The organism is Sphingobium sp. B12D2B, from assembly GCF_025961775.1.
Taxonomy (GTDB): Bacteria; Pseudomonadota; Alphaproteobacteria; order Sphingomonadales; family Sphingomonadaceae; genus Sphingobium.
On sequence record NZ_JAOQOH010000001.1, the window covers coordinates 1,361,733 to 1,375,807 of the forward strand.

Below are 14,075 nucleotides of genomic sequence, written 5' to 3' on the forward strand. Positions count from 1 at the left end.
GTATTGACGTCATGACCAACATCCCTTCCCAGCAGCGCTCCATCCCCAGAAAATCGCCGCGGCAGAGCCGCTCTTTGGAGACGGTAAAGGCCATCGTCGAAGCGACGGCTCGCATTCTGGAGGAAAAGGGACTCGGCGGACTGACCACCAATGCCGTTGCTGAACGTGCTGGCGTCAGCATCGGGTCGCTGTATCAGTACTTTCCGGGCAAGGACGCCCTGATCGGCGCGCTGATCTTGCGGGAAACCGCGCTGCTGATCGCCGATTGGGAGGCGGCGACAACGGCCGAGACGGGGCAGGCGGCGCTGGCTCTGCTGATCGCAGCAGCGGTCGCGCATCAACTCCGGCGCCCCGTTTTGGCGCGCCTTCTTGATATCGAGGAGGCCCGGCTGCCGCTCGATCCGGCAATTCACGCGGTGAGCGTGCGGCTCCGCGAGATCGTTACCAGCGTGTTACAGCGCCCGGATCTTCCAACCCAAGCCGACACGGCGTTCGCCGCGCAGGACATGCTCGCGATCATCAAGGGCATGGTCGACACGGCTGGCGCGCATGGAGAACAGGACCGGCCCGGTCTGGAAGAACGCGTCGGTCGGGCCGTGCGCGGCTATCTCGGCTATCGGTGAGGAGCCGCTCTTACCGCAAAAGCGCTCAGCGCTGCGCCGAACCTGCTGTCTCTTCAGGATGCAGCGACATCCCTGCCCGGCCGCTGCGGAAGCTGCTGATCCAGGTGGCCGGATTGAGCCGTGTCGATCCATCCAGCGAGAAGGTGATAAATTCGGCGCGGCCACCCAGCGATTCCCAAGGCACCGGGCCGCCAAGGCCCTGCATTGCGGCGGAGACGCGGCTGTCCGCGCTATTGTCGCGGTTATCGCCCATCAGGAACACATGGCTGGCAGGGATGCGCACTGGGCCGTACCAGTCGGTCTCGCGTGCGCCCATGTCGATGATCGTGTAGCTGCGTCCATTGGGCAGCGTCTCACGCAGCACCGGGAGCACGCATACCTGCGTGCCATCGGGCTGCGTTTCGAGCGCGCCGGGGAACTGGCGCGGATCGCACCGGCTGTTGGCATCCACCGGCATCCGCATGGCGGGCAGAGCCTCCTGCTTAACCGGCTTGCCGTTGAGGATCACTACGCCGTCGCGCACTTCCAGCAGATCGCCGGGCAGGCCGATGACCCGCTTGATATAATCCTCGTTGCTGTTCTGCGGGGTCACGATCGCGATGTCGCCGCGCTCGGGCATCTTGCCCCAAACGCGCCCGTTCATGAAAGGTAGCGTGACGCCCCAGGGCTCGGGCGGTCCGCCCAGCAATGTGGTGCGCAGGATCGCGGCCGGATTGGGAATCGTCGGGGAGACGTAGGACCAGCCATAGGCATATTTGGAAACAATGAGCCTATCGCCCACCAGCATGGTCGGCATCATCGATTCGGAGGGTATGTAGAAAGGCTTGGCCACGAAGCTGTGGAAGGCGAGCACTGCCGCCAGCAGCAACACAATGCTCTTGATCTCGCCGATCCAATCGGTCTTCTTGTCAGCGCGTTTCCGGCGCGTTTCCTGCGCCTTGATCGATGCCTCATCCGTCACGGAAAGCGCGCCTCCAGAATGACGAACGCCTGCGCCCAGGGATGATCGTCGGTCAATGTCAGGTGAACAAATAGGCTGGTGCCGGGCGGGGTCAAGGCATCCAGTCGCGCTTTGGCGCCGCCCCTGAGGGCAAGCGTCGGTGCGCCGGAGGGCAGATTGACGACGCCAATGTCCTTCATGAAGACGCCGGCCTTGAATCCGGTGCCGACTGCCTTGCTGAAGGCCTCCTTGGCCGCGAAGCGCTTGGCGAGTGTGCCGGCCTTCGTAAACGGGCGCCGATTGGCTCGGGCGATCTCATGGTCGGTGAACACCCGCTGCTCGAATCGCTCTCCGAACCGGTCCAGAGAAGCCTGGATTCGCTCGATATTGCAAAGATCAGAGCCCAGGCCGACGATCATGCCTGGCCGCGCGCCTCGTCCATCAGCTTGCGCATCTGCGCCACGCTGTCGCGCAGGCCCAAGAAGATCGCCTCGCCGATAAGGAAATGGCCGATGTTGAGTTCCGCGACCTGCGGAATCGCTGCGATGGGCGCGACATTCTCGTAAGTCAGGCCATGGCCGGCATGGGGCTCGATGCCGTTCTTGGCGGCCAGTGCTGCCATGTCGGTGATGCGGCGAAGTTCCGCAGCCTGTTCGGGGCCTTCGACCTCGCAATATTTGCCCGTGTGCAATTCCACCACCGGCACCTTGAGGCGCACCGCTGCGTCGATCTGGCGCGGATCGGCCTCGATGAACAGCGAAACACGGCAGCCCGCTTCGCCAAGCCGATCCACCATGGGCGCGAGGTGATTGTGCAACCCGGCCGCGTCCAGCCCGCCCTCGGTCGTGCGCTCCTCGCGGCGCTCCGGCACGAGGCAGACGGCGTGCGGCTTATGGCGCAGTGCGATCTCCAGCATCTCCTGCGTGGCGGCCATCTCGAAATTGAACGGGATCTCCAGCTCGGCTGACAGGCGCGCGATGTCCTTGTCCGTGATGTGCCGGCGATCTTCGCGCAAATGTGCGGTGATGCCGTCGGCGCCGGCTTCCTGCGCGAGCAGGGCGGCGCGGACCGGATCGGGGTAGGAGGCGCCCCGCGCATTGCGGATGGTCGCCACATGATCGATGTTGACGCCCAGGCGCAGGTGGCGGCCGCTCTGGTCCGCCATTGCTGTCATGCCCGGCTGCCCGGTTTGGTGGCTGGGATCGCGGCCAGCTCGGGCGGCAGATCGTCAGCGTCGTACACGGGGAAGTTGAGGCTCACGAGTGGGAAGAAGGGCACGCCGAGATTGGCCTCGCCGGCCGAGCGATCGACCACGGCGGCTTCGGCGATGACCTCGCCGCCTTCCGCGCGCACCGCTTCCATCGCCTGGCGGGAGGAGAGGCCGGTCGTCACGACGTCCTCGACCATCAGCACCTTCTGGCCGGGCGTCAGCGAAAAACCGCGACGGAACAGGAAGGTGCCCTGCGGCCGCTCGAGAAACAGCGCATCGCAGCCCAGCGCCCGGCCCATCTCGTGGCCGATGATGATGCCGCCCATCGCCGGGGAGACCACGACGTCGATGGCAGCGCGAATATCGCGCGGGATAGACTGGGCGATCGCAACGGCGATGCGGCCGGCGCGCTCGGGATTCATCAGCACGCGCGCGCACTGCAGATAGTTGGCGCTGTGCTTGCCCGAGGACAGCAGAAAATGCCCCTGGAGCAGCGCGTCACAGGCGCGAAATTCAGCGAGCACTTCCGATTCTGTCATGTTTCCCCGACCTCTTATATAGAGCGGCGCAGATAGCGGCGGACGGGCTGACAATCAACGGCTGGCATTCGGGCAATTTCTGCGCTTGAGGCTGGGAGGCTGGCTGCGTATAGGGGCCGCAAGATCAATGAGGGGGGCCGCAGTCGATGTCTTTCGCTAGCGGCCTGAAATTGAAGGCAGGTCGACCGCATGACTAGAAGAATCAATGGCTTCATGGTGGCGATCGCGCTCGGACTGAGCACGCTCGCGCCATCTTCCGCTTTCGGGCAGGCAGAACAGGCTGCTGCGCCCGCGGCGTCGACTGCGGAAGCCGCACCGGCCGCCGCCGCTGCGCCCGCAGCTCCCGCCGCGCCGGCGTTCGATCATGCTGCGCCGGTCGAAGGTGTCGGCCAGCCCGCCGTGGGCGAGACGACCTTCCAGAAGCAGGTGACCTCCACGGGCAATTATGCGCTGTGGATGCACAATGTGATTCTGCTGCCGGTCATCACGGTTATCTCGCTGTTCGTGCTCGGGCTGCTGCTCTGGGTCGTGGTGCGCTACCGTCGCGCCGCCAATCCGGTGCCCTCGCGCACCTCGCACAACACGGCGATCGAGATCGTCTGGACGCTGGCGCCGGTGCTGATCCTCATCGGTATCGCCATTCCGTCGATCGACCTGCTGGCCAAGCAGTTCAAGCCGGCCCCGGCCAACGCCATCACCCTCAAGGTGACCGGCTATCAGTGGTACTGGGGTTATGAATATCCCGATCTCGGCATCGGCGAATATGTCTCCAACATGCTGCCGCCCGAAGAAGCGCTCAAGCGTGGCGAGCCCCGCCTGCTCGGCGTCGACAATCGCGTCGTCCTCCCGGTCGGCGTGCCCATCAAGGCGATCATCACTGCGGCTGACGTGATCCACTCCTTCTCGATTCCCGCCTTCTGGGTGAAGGAAGATGCTGTGCCGGGTCGCCTCAACGAGAAGACCTTCACCATCGAGAAGGAAGGCGTCTATTATGGCGTCTGCTCGGAGCTGTGCGGTGCACGCCATGGCTTCATGCCGATCTCGATCGAAGCGGTGAGCCCCGAGCGGTTCGCACAGTGGGTCCGCTCACAGGGTGGCCAGATGCCGGGTGACGCAGCCGCGCCTGCCGCTGCCGCCGAAGCACCCGCCGCCGCTCCTGCTCCCGCCAACGCCGAGACGCCCGCTGCGGCGCCCGCGACTGCATCCTGAGGACTTCCAAGATGAGCACCACAACCGCAGACGATTTCCACGGGGCGCACGCCCATGGCGATCATGATGCCGATCACAAGCCGGGCTTCTTCGTCCGCTGGTTCATGTCGACGAACCACAAGGACATCGGCACGCTTTACCTGATCTTCGCGATCATGGCCGGCGTCATCGGCGGCGCCATCTCGGGCCTCATGCGTCTCGAGCTGGCTGAGCCGGGTATTCAGTATCTCCAGCATTGGGCCACCTTCGCGGACGGTCCCGATGCGACGATCGATCAGGCCTATCACCTCTGGAACGTGCTGATCACGGCCCACGGCCTCATCATGGTGTTCTTCATGGTGATGCCGGCGATCATCGGCGGCTTCGGCAACTGGTTCGTCCCGATCATGATCGGCGCGCCGGACATGGCCTTCCCGCGGATGAACAATATCAGCTTCTGGCTGCTCATCCCTGCATTCCTGCTCCTGCTTGGCTCGGCCTTCGTGCCCGGCGGCACCGGCAATGGCGCGGGCACCGGCTGGACCGTCTATGCCCCGCTGTCCACCAGCGGCAGCCCCGGTCCGGCGGTCGACATGGCGATTCTCTCGCTGCACATCGCAGGCGCCAGCTCGATCCTGGGCGCGATCAACTTCATCACCACCATCTTCAACATGCGCGCACCGGGGATGACCATCCACAAGATGCCGCTGTTCGTGTGGTCGGTGCTGGTTACCGCCTTCCTTCTGCTGCTCGCACTGCCCGTGCTGGCTGCGGCCATCACCATGCTCCTGACCGATCGTAACTTCGGCACCGTCTTCTATGACGCGGCCGGCGGCGGTGATCCGGTTCTCTATCAGCACCTGTTCTGGTTCTTCGGCCACCCCGAAGTGTACATCATGATTCTGCCGGGCTTCGGCATCGTCAGCCAGATCGTCTCCACCTTCAGCCGCAAGCCCGTCTTCGGTTATCTCGGCATGGCCTATGCCATGGTCGCCATCGGCGTCGTTGGCTTCATCGTGTGGGCGCACCACATGTTCACCACCGGCATGACCGTGAACATGAAGATGTACTTCACGGCCGCCACCATGGTCATCGCGGTGCCGACCGGCGTGAAGATCTTTTCGTGGATCGCCACGATGTGGGGCGGCTCGATGAGCTTCAAGACCCCCATGGTCTGGTCGCTCGGCTTCATCTTCATGTTCACCGTGGGTGGCGTGACCGGCGTGGTGCTCGCCAATGGCGGCATCGACGATAACCTGCACGACACCTATTATGTGGTCGCGCACTTCCACTATGTGCTCTCGCTCGGTGCCGTGTTCTCGCTGTTCGCAGGCTTCTACTACTGGTTCCCGAAGATGTTCGGGAAGATGTACAACGAGTTCCTGGGTCAGCTCCACTTCTGGGTGTTTTTCATCGGCGTGAACATCATGTTCTTCCCGATGCACTTCCTGGGCATGAGCGGTATGCAGCGCCGCGTGCCGGATTACACCGATGCGCTGGCCTACTGGAACGGCATCGCCTCGTTTGGTTATGCGATCATGGGCGTGGGCGTTCTGATCTTCTTCGTAAACGTCTTCATCTCTCTGCTGGCCGGCAAGAAGGCCGCTGCCAATCCGTGGGGTGAGGGTGCCACGACGCTGGAATGGACGCTGTCCAGCCCGCCGCCGTACCACCAGTTCGAGACCTTGCCGGTCATCGATTGATCGGCAACGGGTTTCACCCGCGAGCCGCCGTCCTCAGGGTGGCGGCTTGAACAGACAAGATAGTGATCGGGGGCGCGCAAGCGCTCCCGCTTGCGATATGAACTGACGAGTTGAACTGAACGCAAGGTCAGAGGTTTTGGCGAGCAAGGCATCGATCATGGGCACCGCGCCACAACAGTCTCCGCTTGGCGGGTCGACGGTTCCGCTCCCGGCGGACTGGCGCGATCTGCTCGCGCTGACTAAGCCGCGCGTGCTGACGCTCGTCGTCTTCACCGGCCTGTGCGGATTGCTGGTCGCACCCGGCAGCCTGTCTCCGGTGCTCGCCTTTACCGCCATTCTCTGCATCGCGCTCGGCGCTGGTGCGGCGGGCGCGCTCAACCAATGGTATGAAGTCGACCGCGACGCGAAGATGAAGCGTACCGCGGGTCGTCCGCTGCCGGCCGGCCGGATGAGCCGGGAAACGGCGCTGCATTTCGGCGTCGGCCTCGCTGCCTTTTCCGTGCTTCTGATGGGCTTTGCGACCAACTGGCTCGCCGCCGGCATCCTGGCGACGTCGATCCTCTTCTATGTGTTCATCTACACCATCTGGCTCAAGCCACGCACGGCGCAGAATATCGTGATCGGTGGTGCGGCCGGTGCCTTTCCGCCGTTGATCGGCTGGGCGGCGGTGACGGGCGATGTGGCGCTGCTGCCCATCGCTCTGTTCATGCTGATCTTCTTCTGGACCCCGCCGCACTTCTGGTCGCTCGCGCTGTTCGTGCGGATGGATTACGCCAATGCCGGCATCCCGATGCTGCCGGTGGTGGCCGGGGAGGTGACCACCCGCCGCCAGATCCTGGGCTATACCAGCATCATGGGCGTCGCCGCGCTGGCGCCGGTGGTGTTGCGGCTGACCGGCCCGATCTATGGACTGACTGCGTTGTTGGCGACAGCGGTGTTCGCGGCCATGGCCCTGCAGGTCTCGCTGCGCCGGGAGAGCGATCCCGCCCAAATGAAGCCGGAGCGGCGGCTGTTCAAATATTCGGTTCTCTATCTTTTCCTGCTCTTCGGCGCGGTTGTCGTCGACCATTGGGTGTATGCGGCATGACCCCTGAAGACCAGAAACTCATTCAGGAGCGCCAGCGGGCGCGGGCGCGCATCATGGCGTGGATCCTCGCCGCGCTGGTCGTACTGTTCTTTGCGATCACCATCGCGAAAATGGCCTGAGGAGCGGTGCGATGACGACGATTGCCGGAAAGCGCGTGAGTAACCGCAAGACAGCCCTGCTGGCAGCGCTGGTCGCGGTGGCGATGCTCGGCCTCGGCTTCGCGGCGGTCCCGCTCTACCGCCTATTCTGTCAGGTTACCGGCTTCGGCGGCACCACCCAGCGCGTCGACGCCGCACAGGCCGCCAAGGCGGTCTCGCTGCAGACGCAGGGCCGGCAGCTGTCGATTCGGTTCGACTCGAATATCGGCGGCGGCATCCCGTGGGAATTCTATCCCGAGAAGCGCCGCCTGACCGTGGGCGTCGGCGGCAAGTCGATGGCGATCTTCATCGCGAAGAACACCTCGAATAAGCCGGTGACCGGGCGCGCCGTGTTCAACGTCACGCCCGAATATGTCGGCAAATATTTCAGCAAGGTGCAGTGCTTCTGCTTTACGGAGCAGACCTTGCAGCCGGGGCAGCAGGTGCGGATGCCCGTGCTGTTCTATGTCGACAAGGCGTTCCTTGATGATTCTGACGGCAAGGACGTCCAGGAAATCACGCTGAGTTACACATTCTATCCGGTTGAGAAGCCGGACGACCAGAGCTAAAGAAGCGCGCAAACGAGCGCTCGGATAAAGCGCTTAGATACAGGGAATACGATATGGCCGGCGCCAAGAATCACGATTATCACATTCTCCCCGCCAGTTTCTGGCCGTTGATGGGCTCGATGTCGGCCCTGGTGATGGCGCTGGGCGCCGTTGCCTGGATGCACCCCTCTGAAATGGGCAGCTGGGGCGGCGCGGGCTTCTTCCTCGGTCTGGCCGGCGTGCTCGCCACCATGTTCTTCTGGTGGGCGGACGTTATTCGCGAGGCGCATGCCGGCGATCACACGCCAGTCGTGCAGCTTCACCTGCGCTACGGCATGATCCTGTTCATCGCCTCGGAAGTCATGTTCTTCGTGGGCTGGTTCTGGGCGTTCTTCGATTTCAGCCTCTTCCCGACGGCCCTGCCGCCGATTGACGGCCTGTTCCCGTCCGAGGGCATCGAAGTTCTCAATCCCTTCGAGCTGCCGCTCCTCAACACGCTGATTCTGCTTTGCTCCGGCACCACCATCACCTGGGCGCACCATGCGATCATCCATGGCGACCGGGACGGCTTGAAGAAGGGCCTGTGGCTTACGATCATCCTCGGCATCGTCTTCACCTGCGTGCAGGCCTACGAATATGCTCACGCGCCCTTCGCCTTCGGCACGACGCCTTATGGCTCGGCCTTCTACATGGCGACCGGCTTCCACGGCTTCCACGTTCTGGTCGGCACGATCTTCCTGATCGTCTGCCAGGTGCGGGCCTATAAGGGCCACTTCACCCCGCGCCAGCACTTCGGGTTCGAGGCGGCGGCCTGGTACTGGCACTTCGTTGACGTGGTGTGGCTGTTCCTGTTCGTCTCCATCTATGTGTGGGGCGGCTGGGGAGCTCCGATGCACGCGGGCTGATCGGCCGGGGAGCACGGCATGTGCGGCGCCAAGGCCCATGCTTGCTCCTCATCTATCGATAGCAAAGGCGACGCGCGGAAAGCCCTTCCGCGCGTCGCTTCGTTTTCGGCATGCGGCATTTGCGAAGGACAGGATGGATGAGCGAGACTAAGCCCGCAGAGGCGCTAAAGGCTGCCGCTGTCACACCGGCTTATCTAGTCAAGGCGAGCGTCAAGGCCCGCTGCCCGCGCTGTGGCGCCGGGCCGCTGTTCGATGGCTGGGTACGATTCGCGCCGCGCTGCCGGGCCTGCGGGCTGGATCTGGCCGCGTTCAATGTCGGCGATGGCCCGGCGGCCTTCCTCATCCTGATCGTCGGCGGGCTGGTCACGGCGCTGGCGCTGATGGTCCAGCTGGCCGCCGATCCGCCATTCTGGGTGCATATCCTGCTCTGGGTGCCGCTCACCACCGCGCTGGTCATCGGCTGTTTGCGGCTGTCCAAGGCAGCACTGCTGATCATCGAATATCGCAACAAGGCGCGCGAGGGGCGCATTGCCGATCCGCGTCAGCCGGGCGAGGGCGCGCCATGAGCCGCCGCGTGCCGCTGGTGCCGACCGTTCTGGTCGGCCTCGCCGTTGCCGTGATGATCGCGCTGGGCATCTGGCAGATCGGTCGCGCCCAGCAGAAGGAGGCCGCGCTGGATGCCTGGCGCGCGAATCTGCATCTGCCGCTCACGGCCTATCCCCGGCAAAACCCCACCGATCAAAGCTACATGTTCCGCCGTCTCGCGGCCCAGTGCCTGCGCGTGGTCGATTGGCAGGTGATCGGCGGTCGGGCGCGCAGCGGCGAGACCGGATGGCGGCACATCGCTTATTGCGCGACCGGTGCCGAAGGGCCGGGACTTGTGGTGGACATGGGCGTGAGCGTGCGACCGGATGGCAAGACTGACTGGCAGGGCGGCCCGGTGACTGGCACAGCCACCCATGAGCCGGACAATTCCTCACTGCTGGCCCGTGTGCAGGGCAAGGCACCGCCCTTGCGGCTGATGATCGTCGCGGACGGGCCCGCGCCCGGCCTGCTCGCCTCCGCGCGGCCCGATCCATCGTCGGTGCCCAATAATCACCGCTCCTACGCGGTGCAGTGGTTCCTGTTCGCCACGATCGCGCTGGTGATTTATGCGCTCGCCCTGCGCAAGCGCTGGCGGGGCGAACCGCGCGAGGGTTAATCCACTCCGTTGCGCTACGGCAGCCACAAGGCTAAGGGCCGGTCATGCAATATGTGAGCACCAGGGGGCGCGCGGCTGCGCTGGATTTCGAAGGCGCAACGCTGGCAGGGCTGGCGAGCGACGGCGGGCTGTATCTGCCTGAGCATTGGCCGAGCTTTTCCGCCGACGAGCTGGAGGCGATGCGCGGCCTCTCTTACGTCGAGACCGCCGTTCGTGTCATTCGCCCCTTCGTGGGCAATTGTCTGAGCGAAGACGAGCTGCGCGAGCTGTGTACGCAGGCTTATGGCCGCTTCTCCCACGCCGCGGTGACGCCGCTGGTGCAGCTCGATCATCAGCACTGGCTGCTTGAGCTGTTCCACGGGCCGACGCTGGCGTTCAAGGACGTTGCGCTGCAGATGCTCGGCCTGCTGTTCGAGAAGTTCCTCAGCCGCCGCGATACCCATCTGACCATCGTCGGCGCGACGTCGGGAGACACCGGCTCGGCGGCCATCGATGCCGTTGCGGGCCGAGCGAAGATCGATATCTTCATGCTCCATCCCGCAGATCGCGTGTCGGATGTGCAGCGCCGGCAGATGACGACGGTGCTGGCGCCGAACGTCCACAACATCGCCATCGAGGGCAGCTTCGACGATGCGCAGGCGCTGGTGAAGCGCATGTTCAACGATGCCGATTTCGCCGGCCGCTTCGATCTGTCGGCGGTGAACAGCATCAACTGGGCGCGACTCGTGGCGCAGGTGATCTATTATATCTATGTCGGCGTGCGCCTCGGCGCGCCGCATCGGCAGGTCGCCTTCTCGGTGCCGACCGGCAATTTCGGCGACGTGTTCGCCGGCTATGTCGCAGCGCGCATGGGTCTCCCCATCGAGCGGCTGATCGTCGCCACCAATGTGAACGACATTCTGCACCGGGCGCTCTCGCAGGGCGACTACAGCCAGGAAGGCGTCGTGCCGACGGCCACGCCCAGCATGGACATTCAGGTCTCCTCCAATTTCGAGCGGCTGCTGTTCGATCTTGGCGGGCGCGATGGTCTGGCGCTGGCCGAGCAGATGAAGGGATTCGAGGCGACAAAGGCCATGCGCCTGACGAATGCGCAGCGCGACGGGGCGTCCAAGCTCTTCTCGTCCGCGCGCGTCGATGGCGACGACATGTCGCGAGCGATGCGTTGGGCTTATGATGCGGCCTCTCAGGTCATCGATCCGCACAGCGCGGTCGGCCTCGCGGCGGCCCATGCCGTGCCGCTCGATCCGTCCGTGCCGGTGGTGACGCTGGCGACGGCGCATCCCGCCAAGTTCCGCGATGCCGTGGAACGCGCCACCGGCGTGCGTCCCTCGCTGCCGTCACGCGTGGGCGATCTGTTTGGGCGCGAGGAGCGCTATGTGACGCTGCCCGGTACGTTCGAGGCAGTGACCGAATATATCGCGGAACGCGCCACGCCGCGCCGTGGGTAGGACGTCCTTTCTGAAGCCCCTCCTTTTTAGAGGAGGGGTTGGGGTGGTGTCGGCTACGTCGGCTACGTCGGCTACGTCGGCTACAGAGCGCTGCGCGAGCGATGCTCTGCGTCGCCCCTACCCCCCGACCCCTCCCCTGAAGGGGAGGGGATAAATGTCTATAACCCTGCCACCCGCCCTCCCACTCACCACAATGGTCGGCGAGCCCTGGGGCGATTACGGCCTCATCGATAGCGGCGCCGGCCGCAAGCTGGAGCGCTACGGCCCCTATCGTTTCATCCGCCCGGAGCCGCAGGCGATGTGGCAGCCGGCGCAGGCCGACTGGGATGCGCATGGCAGCTTCATTCCGGCATCGGACGAGGATGGCGGCGGGCGCTGGCATTTCGACAAGCCCGTGCCCCGCGATGGCTGGCCGCTGCGCTGGGAGGAGGCGCGCTTTCAGGCGAGCTGCACGCCCTTCCGGCATCTCGGCTTCTTCCCGGACATGGCGCCAGTCTGGCAATGGGCGCGCGAGCGGCTGCACGGCGTCGACGCGCCGCATTTCCTCAACCTGTTCGGCTATACCGGCGTTGGCACGCTGGCCCTCTCCGCGACCGGGGCGCAGTGCGTGCATGTCGATGCCTCCAAGAAATCGGTCGCGCAGGCGCGTGCCAATGCGGCGCTCTCCGGCATGGAGAGCAATCCCGTCCGCTGGATCATCGACGATGCCGCCAAATTCGTGGCACGCGAGGTGCGGCGCGAGCGGCGCTATCATGGCATCCTGCTCGATCCGCCGAAATATGGCCGGGGACCGGATGGCGAGATCTGGCGGCTCGAGGAAGACCTGGCCGGCCTGATCGCCGGTTGCCGCGGCTTGCTGGATGGTGACAGCCGTTTCCTGTTTCTCACGGTCTATGCTGTGCGCATGTCCGCCCTGGCGATCGGCGAACTGCTCCGCGCGCATCTGGGCGATCTGCCAGGACGTATCGAATGCGGCGAGCTGGCCGTGCGGGAAGAGGCGCGGGGGCTGCTGCTCCCCACCGCAATCTGGGCGCGCTGGACGCGGGACTGAGGGGCTTTCGGGGGGAGGGGTTCGCTCGTAGAGTCAGCGCACCGCAAGCGCCTGCGTAAACCTGCCCACCTTTCCATTCGTGTCGAGCGAAGTCGAGACACGTCTAGCGCTGTGCTTGGTGTCTCGACTTCGCTCGACACGAACGGGGAAGAGGGAAGGCCTGGTATGCGGCGCCCCTCAATCCAGCCCTACCTAATCCCGTCCCGCCCTTAGCGCCGCACCGCCCGCGACGGGCGCCACCACGCACAGTAACAGCGAGCAGGCCGCGACCAGTTTCAGCGCGCTGTCGCCGCCAAATTGCAGGGCGCCGGCACCGAAGATCAGGATCGGCACCGCCAGCGGCAGCACCAGCAGGCCGGTCAGCGCGCCGCTTCCTCGCAGGCCGGCGGTGAGTGCTGCCACCAGCAGCGCCAGCGCGGCAAGGCCGGGCGTGCCGAGTGCAAGGCCGATCATCACCAGCCGCAGCATCTCCGGCTCCAGCTTGAGCAGGGCCCCGGCCGGCAGCGCCGCGATCAGAAGCGGCGGACCAAAGCTCAGCCAATGCGCGACGCCCTTGGCGAACAGGATCGTGCCTTCCCCCACGCCGCGCAGTACGAGCTGGTCGATCACGCCGCTGTCGCGGTCCGGCTCGATCAGCCGGTCGATGGGCAGCAGGCTGGCCAGCAGTGCCGCGACCCACAGCAGGCCGCCGCCGGTCTGGCTGAGCAGCGTGGCATTAGGGCCGACGGCGAAGGGAAACAGCGCCGCAATCAGCAGCAGAAAGGCCAGGGGCAGCCAGATGCCACCGCTCCGCCACGCCCGACCAAGATCGCGCAGAATGATCGGGCCGATCATGCGTCGCGCTCCTCGCCCGCATCCGGGGCCGGCGCATGAAGGTCGATCACCGCATCCTGCGTCCACGCGAGCGGCATGTGCGAGGCCGCGAGCACGAGGCCGCCGCGCGCACGGTGCTCGTCGACCAGGGTGCCGAGTTGCGCGGCCGAGGCGACGTCGAGGCCATTGGCGGGCTCATCCAGCAGCCAGATCGGCGCCGCGGTAATCAGCGTGCGGGCCAGCGCGGCGCGCTTGCGCTGGCCGGTGGAGAGCATCCGCACCGGAATATCGCGCAGATGTGCAATGGCGAGGTCATCGAGCGCGGCGTCGATGCGCGCGGACGGCGCCTCATCCACTTTGGCCCAGAAGGCGAGGGCGTCGTGCACCGTGCGGTCCCGGTCCAGCGCATCAAGCTCATCGGTCAGCGCCACCGCGCCCTCGCAGGTCACCGTCCCCGCAAAGGGCCGCAGGAGCCCGGCAATGATGCGCAGCAGGCTCGATTTGCCGATGCCGTTCGGCCCGGCGATCTGGGCGCTGCCGCCGGCGGTCAGGCTGAGATTGACGCCGGCGAACAGCAGCCGTCCCCCGCGCAGGCAGGCGACATCCTCCAGCCGGAGCGCCGCGCCGCTCATGGCTTGACGGTCCATGGGCGCGTGGCCGAGAAGGGGGCGCGCGAAAAGGA

At 65.2% G+C, this 14,075-nt stretch carries 17 protein-coding genes; 11 read left to right on the forward strand and 6 right to left on the reverse strand.

What is annotated here, in order from left to right; translation table 11 throughout:
* Window positions 1-11: 11 nt before the first annotated feature.
* Window positions 12-623 carry a TetR/AcrR family transcriptional regulator gene (locus tag M2335_RS06525; protein WP_264593202.1) on the forward strand — a complete coding sequence of 204 codons (612 nt, stop codon included), beginning with the start codon at window positions 12-14 and terminating at the stop codon, window positions 621-623.
* 25 nt (window positions 624-648) lie between these two features.
* On the opposite strand, the gene lepB is transcribed toward M2335_RS06525, so the two are convergent.
* Genes lepB through pyrE form a run of 4 tightly spaced genes read right to left on the reverse strand, consistent with a single transcriptional unit; the run spans window position 649 to window position 3,312 of the window.
* Window positions 649-1,566 (reverse strand): signal peptidase I, encoded by a 918-nt coding sequence (gene lepB, locus M2335_RS06530; protein ID WP_264595371.1) that lies wholly within the window; start codon window positions 1,564-1,566, stop codon window positions 649-651.
* A gap of 14 nt (window positions 1,567-1,580) precedes the next feature.
* Window positions 1,581-1,982: a holo-ACP synthase gene (acpS, locus tag M2335_RS06535; RefSeq protein WP_264594169.1), complete on the reverse strand. Its 402-nt coding sequence runs from the start codon at window positions 1,980-1,982 to the stop codon at window positions 1,581-1,583.
* On the reverse strand, window positions 1,979-2,737 hold the full coding sequence (locus tag M2335_RS06540; RefSeq protein WP_413716106.1) for a pyridoxine 5'-phosphate synthase: 759 nt from the start codon (window positions 2,735-2,737) through the stop codon (window positions 1,979-1,981). Before M2335_RS06540 ends, acpS begins: the two co-directional genes overlap by 4 nt.
* Entirely contained in the window at window positions 2,734-3,312 is a 579-nt protein-coding gene (pyrE, locus tag M2335_RS06545) for an orotate phosphoribosyltransferase (RefSeq protein ID WP_264573260.1), read from the reverse strand. The genes M2335_RS06540 and pyrE overlap by 4 nt, the downstream gene beginning before the upstream one ends.
* Window positions 3,313-3,501: 189 nt before the next feature.
* On the opposite strand from pyrE, the gene coxB reads away from it, so the two are divergent.
* The 10 genes from coxB (at window position 3,502) to M2335_RS06595 (ending at window position 12,580) form a co-directional block, all read left to right on the forward strand.
* Entirely contained in the window at window positions 3,502-4,521 is a 1,020-nt protein-coding gene (gene coxB / locus M2335_RS06550; protein WP_264594170.1) for a cytochrome c oxidase subunit II, read from the forward strand.
* Between the two features lie 11 nt (window positions 4,522-4,532).
* The gene (gene ctaD, locus M2335_RS06555; RefSeq protein WP_181560188.1) at window positions 4,533-6,203 is read left to right on the forward strand and encodes a cytochrome c oxidase subunit I; all 1,671 of its coding nucleotides are present in this window, start codon (window positions 4,533-4,535) and stop codon (window positions 6,201-6,203) included.
* Window positions 6,204-6,360: 157 nt separating this feature from the next.
* The gene (locus M2335_RS06560) at window positions 6,361-7,290 is read left to right on the forward strand and encodes a heme o synthase (RefSeq protein ID WP_264577470.1); all 930 of its coding nucleotides are present in this window, start codon (window positions 6,361-6,363) and stop codon (window positions 7,288-7,290) included.
* Entirely contained in the window at window positions 7,287-7,409 is a 123-nt protein-coding gene (locus tag M2335_RS06565) for a hypothetical protein (protein ID WP_264570860.1), read from the forward strand. The genes M2335_RS06560 and M2335_RS06565 overlap by 4 nt, the downstream gene beginning before the upstream one ends.
* An 11-nt stretch (window positions 7,410-7,420) precedes the next feature.
* Window positions 7,421-7,996 carry a cytochrome c oxidase assembly protein gene (locus M2335_RS06570; RefSeq protein ID WP_264594171.1) on the forward strand — a complete coding sequence of 192 codons (576 nt, stop codon included), beginning with the start codon at window positions 7,421-7,423 and terminating at the stop codon, window positions 7,994-7,996.
* A gap of 53 nt (window positions 7,997-8,049) precedes the next feature.
* Complete coding sequence (locus M2335_RS06575) at window positions 8,050-8,880, forward strand: cytochrome c oxidase subunit 3 (protein WP_181560186.1); 831 nt, start codon at window positions 8,050-8,052, stop codon at window positions 8,878-8,880.
* A gap of 137 nt (window positions 8,881-9,017) precedes the next feature.
* The gene (locus M2335_RS06580; protein ID WP_264570858.1) at window positions 9,018-9,446 is read left to right on the forward strand and encodes a DUF983 domain-containing protein; all 429 of its coding nucleotides are present in this window, start codon (window positions 9,018-9,020) and stop codon (window positions 9,444-9,446) included.
* Complete coding sequence (locus M2335_RS06585; protein WP_264570857.1) at window positions 9,443-10,081, forward strand: SURF1 family protein; 639 nt, start codon at window positions 9,443-9,445, stop codon at window positions 10,079-10,081. Before M2335_RS06580 ends, M2335_RS06585 begins: the two co-directional genes overlap by 4 nt.
* Window positions 10,082-10,125: 44 nt before the next feature.
* Window positions 10,126-11,529 (forward strand): threonine synthase, encoded by a 1,404-nt coding sequence (thrC, locus tag M2335_RS06590; protein WP_264594172.1) that lies wholly within the window; start codon window positions 10,126-10,128, stop codon window positions 11,527-11,529.
* A 154-nt stretch (window positions 11,530-11,683) separates the two neighbouring features.
* On the forward strand, window positions 11,684-12,580 hold the full coding sequence (locus M2335_RS06595; protein ID WP_264594173.1) for a class I SAM-dependent methyltransferase: 897 nt from the start codon (window positions 11,684-11,686) through the stop codon (window positions 12,578-12,580).
* Window positions 12,581-12,772: 192 nt separating this feature from the next.
* Here the strand turns inward: M2335_RS06595 and M2335_RS06600 are convergent, their stop codons facing one another.
* Together M2335_RS06600 and ccmA are read right to left on the reverse strand one after the other, a co-directional pair.
* Entirely contained in the window at window positions 12,773-13,414 is a 642-nt protein-coding gene (locus M2335_RS06600; RefSeq protein ID WP_264570854.1) for a heme exporter protein CcmB, read from the reverse strand.
* On the reverse strand, window positions 13,411-14,025 hold the full coding sequence (ccmA, locus tag M2335_RS06605) for a heme ABC exporter ATP-binding protein CcmA (RefSeq protein ID WP_264595373.1): 615 nt from the start codon (window positions 14,023-14,025) through the stop codon (window positions 13,411-13,413). Before ccmA ends, M2335_RS06600 begins: the two co-directional genes overlap by 4 nt.
* Window positions 14,026-14,075: the final 50 nt, after the last annotated feature.

Bases quoted from the DNA above. Each gene is read 5' to 3' on its own strand.
- M2335_RS06525 (WP_264593202.1), top strand. From the start codon at position 12: ATGACCAACATCCCTTCCCAGCAGCGCTCCATCCCCAGAAAATCGCCG.
- acpS (WP_264594169.1), bottom strand. From the start codon at position 1,982: ATGATCGTCGGCCTGGGCTCTGATCTTTGCAATATCGAGCGAATCCAG.
- M2335_RS06540 (WP_413716106.1), bottom strand. From the start codon at position 2,737: ATGACAGCAATGGCGGACCAGAGCGGCCGCCACCTGCGCCTGGGCGTC.
- pyrE (WP_264573260.1), bottom strand. From the start codon at position 3,312: ATGACAGAATCGGAAGTGCTCGCTGAATTTCGCGCCTGTGACGCGCTG.
- coxB (WP_264594170.1), top strand. From the start codon at position 3,502: ATGACTAGAAGAATCAATGGCTTCATGGTGGCGATCGCGCTCGGACTG.
- ctaD (WP_181560188.1), top strand. From the start codon at position 4,533: ATGAGCACCACAACCGCAGACGATTTCCACGGGGCGCACGCCCATGGC.
- M2335_RS06560 (WP_264577470.1), top strand. From the start codon at position 6,361: ATGGGCACCGCGCCACAACAGTCTCCGCTTGGCGGGTCGACGGTTCCG.
- M2335_RS06565 (WP_264570860.1), top strand. From the start codon at position 7,287: ATGACCCCTGAAGACCAGAAACTCATTCAGGAGCGCCAGCGGGCGCGG.
- M2335_RS06570 (WP_264594171.1), top strand. From the start codon at position 7,421: ATGACGACGATTGCCGGAAAGCGCGTGAGTAACCGCAAGACAGCCCTG.
- M2335_RS06575 (WP_181560186.1), top strand. From the start codon at position 8,050: ATGGCCGGCGCCAAGAATCACGATTATCACATTCTCCCCGCCAGTTTC.
- M2335_RS06580 (WP_264570858.1), top strand. From the start codon at position 9,018: ATGAGCGAGACTAAGCCCGCAGAGGCGCTAAAGGCTGCCGCTGTCACA.
- M2335_RS06585 (WP_264570857.1), top strand. From the start codon at position 9,443: ATGAGCCGCCGCGTGCCGCTGGTGCCGACCGTTCTGGTCGGCCTCGCC.
- thrC (WP_264594172.1), top strand. From the start codon at position 10,126: ATGCAATATGTGAGCACCAGGGGGCGCGCGGCTGCGCTGGATTTCGAA.
- M2335_RS06595 (WP_264594173.1), top strand. From the start codon at position 11,684: ATGTCTATAACCCTGCCACCCGCCCTCCCACTCACCACAATGGTCGGC.
- M2335_RS06600 (WP_264570854.1), bottom strand. From the start codon at position 13,414: ATGATCGGCCCGATCATTCTGCGCGATCTTGGTCGGGCGTGGCGGAGC.
- ccmA (WP_264595373.1), bottom strand. From the start codon at position 14,025: ATGAGCGGCGCGGCGCTCCGGCTGGAGGATGTCGCCTGCCTGCGCGGG.